Source organism: Ideonella azotifigens (assembly GCF_006519715.1).
In the GTDB taxonomy this organism is placed as follows: Bacteria; Pseudomonadota; Gammaproteobacteria; order Burkholderiales; family Burkholderiaceae_C; genus Ideonella; species Ideonella azotifigens.
Genome location: NZ_VIDT01000625.1, coordinates 1 through 3280, shown reverse-complemented (window position 1 = coordinate 3280; position 3280 = coordinate 1). Strand labels below are relative to the sequence as shown.

General features: G+C 68.2%; 6 protein-coding genes. 1 reads left to right on the top strand and 5 read right to left on the bottom strand.

Annotated features, from left to right (window positions below):
* From FKP22_RS25245 to FKP22_RS25225, 5 genes are all read right to left on the bottom strand, one after another.
* Positions 1–466 (bottom strand): sigma factor (locus FKP22_RS25245; RefSeq protein WP_310733377.1); only part of this gene is annotated, 466 nt, incomplete at its 3' end.
* 1 nt (position 467) lies between these two features.
* On the bottom strand, positions 468–887 hold the full coding sequence (locus FKP22_RS25240; RefSeq protein ID WP_141290462.1) for a VOC family protein: 420 nt from the start codon (positions 885–887) through the stop codon (positions 468–470).
* A gap of 148 nt (positions 888–1035) precedes the next feature.
* Positions 1036–1566 (bottom strand): SRPBCC family protein, encoded by a 531-nt coding sequence (locus FKP22_RS25235; protein WP_141290460.1) that lies wholly within the window; start codon positions 1564–1566, stop codon positions 1036–1038.
* Positions 1567–1595: 29 nt separating this feature from the next.
* Complete coding sequence (locus tag FKP22_RS25230; RefSeq protein WP_141290458.1) at positions 1596–2003, bottom strand: YciI family protein; 408 nt, start codon at positions 2001–2003, stop codon at positions 1596–1598.
* Positions 2004–2095: 92 nt separating this feature from the next.
* Positions 2096–2461, bottom strand: a complete 366-nt coding sequence (locus FKP22_RS25225) for a YciI family protein (protein ID WP_141290456.1) — start codon at positions 2459–2461, stop codon at positions 2096–2098.
* Positions 2462–2533: 72 nt separating this feature from the next.
* Here FKP22_RS25225 and FKP22_RS25220 point away from each other — a divergent pair.
* A partial coding sequence (locus FKP22_RS25220) for an ExeA family protein (protein WP_141290454.1) occupies positions 2534–3280 on the top strand: 747 nt, incomplete at its 3' end.

Sequence of the window (3280 nt, the reverse complement as noted above, 5' to 3'; positions counted from 1 at the left end):
GGCCGCCGAGCAGGCGCAGCGTCAGCGCGACACGGGCCTCGGGCGAAAGCACCGGGTGGCAGGCGGTGAAGATCAGTCGCAGCAGGTCGTCACCGATCACGTCCTGGCGCGCGGCGTCCAGCGCGTCGGTGAAGTCGGGCACGACGCCGGTGCCCAGCGCCTCCTGCTCTTCGCCGATGACTTCGTGGTGGCGTTGCTGCATCGCGTGCTGGCGGATCGCGTCGAGCGCGCGGCGCTTGGCCACCGTCATCAGCCAGGCACCGGGGTTGTCGGGAAGGCCTTCCCTGGGCCAGTGCTCCAGCGCGGTGACCAGTGCGTCCTGCGCCAGTTCTTCCGCGCGGCCGACGTCGCGCACCATGCGCGCAACGCTGGCGACGATGCGCGCCGACTCGATGCGCCAGACGGCGGCGATGGTACGCTGGGTGCGATCGATCGCGTCATCTTGCGCAGCCGACGCCTTCGTCACGTCAGGCGTCCTTTGTGGGATTGCCGGCGGCGGAAGCGTCCATGTAGGCCAGTTCCCAGACGTGGCCATCCAGGTCCTCGAAACCATGGCCGTACATGAAGCCGTGGTCCACCGGCGGGCGCGGGGCGCTGCCGCCGGCCGCCACCGCCTTGGCGACCAGTTCATCGACCTCGGCCCGGCTTTCGCAGGACAGGCAGACCAGCACCTCGGTAACCTCCCGCGCATCGGCGATCGGCTTGCGCGCGAAACCCTGGAAAAACGGCTCGCTCAGCATCATCGCGAACAGGTTGTCACCCAGCACCAGGCAGGCGCCGGCGTCGTTGCTGAACTGCGGGTTGAACGAATACCCCATGGCCTCGAAGAAGGCGCGGGCCGCAGGCAGGTTGCGGGTGGGCAGGTTGACGAAGATTTGCTTGTGCATGAGGACTCCAGAATTGATCACGGAAGAAGAGGAAGGGTCGCTGGCGCAGGGCCGGTGGACGCGGTACGCCTGGCCGCCGCCGGGCCGCCCCAAGGTGGCCAGGCACCCGCCCGGCGGGTGGTGGGCCGTACCCGGCCTACCGGGTGCTTCATTCAGCCAGGGCCTTGAGGTTTTGAAGGCCGTCCTCGAAGTCGCGGCCGACCATGCGGTCCATCAGGGTCAGGAGGTCCATCAGCTTGCTCAGGTAGTTGGCCGGACCGTGCATGGCCCAGGTGACCACGGTCTGCTGGCCTTGGGGTGTGAGCGTGAAGTCGGCCTGGTTGTGGGCCTCGAAGGGCTTGACGAATTCCAGCGCCATGTGCACTTCGCGCGGCGGCTGCACCTGCTCGATGCGCATGCTGCCCACGCCCAGCGACTCGCTCTCCCAGGCGTAGAAACCGCCGGGGCCGGCAGTGATCTCGCCGTAGCGCTGCTTGGACGCCGGGTCCTTGCGCAGGTAGGGGTTCCAGCGGTTGAATTGGTGCATGTCGCTGACAAAGGGGTACAGCTTTTCGGGTGATGCGGCGATGGTGATGTGGCGCTCGACGCGGAAGGTGTCGGGCCGGAAGGTCGCGGCGATCAGCACCAGCACAATCACGGCCAGCAGCGCGAGGCCGCCGTAGCTCAGGGCTTTCAACATGGAAGGGTTCCTGGGGGTTGGGATGCAGTTCAGTCGGCCGCAGCGCGGGGGAAATCGTCCAGCTCATGCGGCTCGTACAGCAGGCGCACCTCGATCTCGGCCGGCCGGCCCGCGCCCATCGGCGCCGGGAAACGGCGGGCCCACTCCATCGCCTCTTCGCGCGAGCGGACCTGGATCAGCGTGTAGCCGGCGATCAGTTCCTTGGTCTCGGCAAACGGGCCGTCGGTCACCTGGCGCGTGGGTTTGCCGGCCGCGTCGCTGCCGTGGCGGATGCGCCAGCCTTCGCGGCTGGGCTTCAGGCCGTGGGCATCCAGCAGTGCGCCGGCCTGGCTCAGCTGCTGGTGGTAGGCACTCATCTCGGCCATCAGCGCCGCGTCGCCCATCAGCGCCTCGGCTTCGGTCTCGGCGGTGGCCTTGACGATGATCATGAATCGCATCGGGCTCTCCTTGTGTCTGCGCTCATGTCTTGACGACGAGGCAGACCAGGCCGGATCGACAGGGGCCGAGGGTTAATACCTAAAAATCTGGTTCAGGCGGGCAGGTCGTGGAAACACGGGCCAAGGTTGCGCACTTCGATGGTCGCCCATTCCGCGGCCGGGCAGGCGGCGGCAATCGCCAGCGCTTCCTCGCGCGTCGGCACGTCGACCAGGAAATAGCCGCCGACCATTTCCTTGACCTCGGCAAACGGCCCGTCGACCCAGCGCGGCTGGCCGTCGCGCACCTGGACTTTCGTCGCCTGCTCCAGCCCGGCCAGCGACTGGGCGGCCTGCAGCACGCCGCGCGCCTGCAGCGTGGCGGCAAAGTCCAGCATGCGGGCGTAGACCTTTTCGCCTTCGACGCGGCCGCGCGCCTCGCGCTGGCCCGTGGGTTCGTTGATCAGCAGCATGTAAGGCATCGGGCAAGTCCTGTGGGGCCAGAGATGGCAATGCGCGGATCTTAGCCAGCCGCGCCGTTATGCTGCTGGCCCATGTACGAGTCGTATTTCGGCCTGGCCTGCGAGCCGTTTTCGGTGGCGCCGGACCCGCGTTTCCTCTACCTCAGCGACAAGCACCGCGAAGCGCTGGGCTACCTGATGTACGGGCTGCGGCGGGCCGGCGGCTTTGTCTTGCTGACCGGCGAGATCGGCGCCGGCAAGACCACCGTCTGGCGCGCCTTCCTGGAGCAGCTGCCCGGGCATGTGGACGTGGCCTACGTGGCCAATCCCAAGCTCGGTGTGACGGCGCTGCTGCGGCGGCTGTGCGAGGAGTTGCGCATCGAGCTGGCCGACGACCAGGCCGACCTGATCGACGCACTGCACGGCCACCTGCTGCTGGCCCACGCCAGCGGCCGGCGCACGCTGATCGCGGTGGACGAGGCGCAGGCGCTGTCGTTCGACGTGCTGGAACAGCTGCGCCTCCTGACCAACCTGGTGACCAACGAGAGCAAGCTGGTGCAGGTGCTGCTGATCGGCCAGCCCGAACTGCGCAACATGCTGGCGATGACCGAGATGGAATCGGTCTCGCAGCGCGTGGTGGCGCGTTTCCACCTGCCGGCGCTTTCGCTGGACGAGGTGCGGCGCTACCTGGCGCACCGGCTCGAAGTGGCCGGTTACCAGGGGCCTGGCCTGTTCGAGGACGACGCGATCCGCCGGCTGCACCGGCTGTGCCGCGGCACGCCGCGGCGCATCAACGTGCTGTGCGACCGGGCGCTGCTGCTGGCCTTCCAGGCCGGAGAG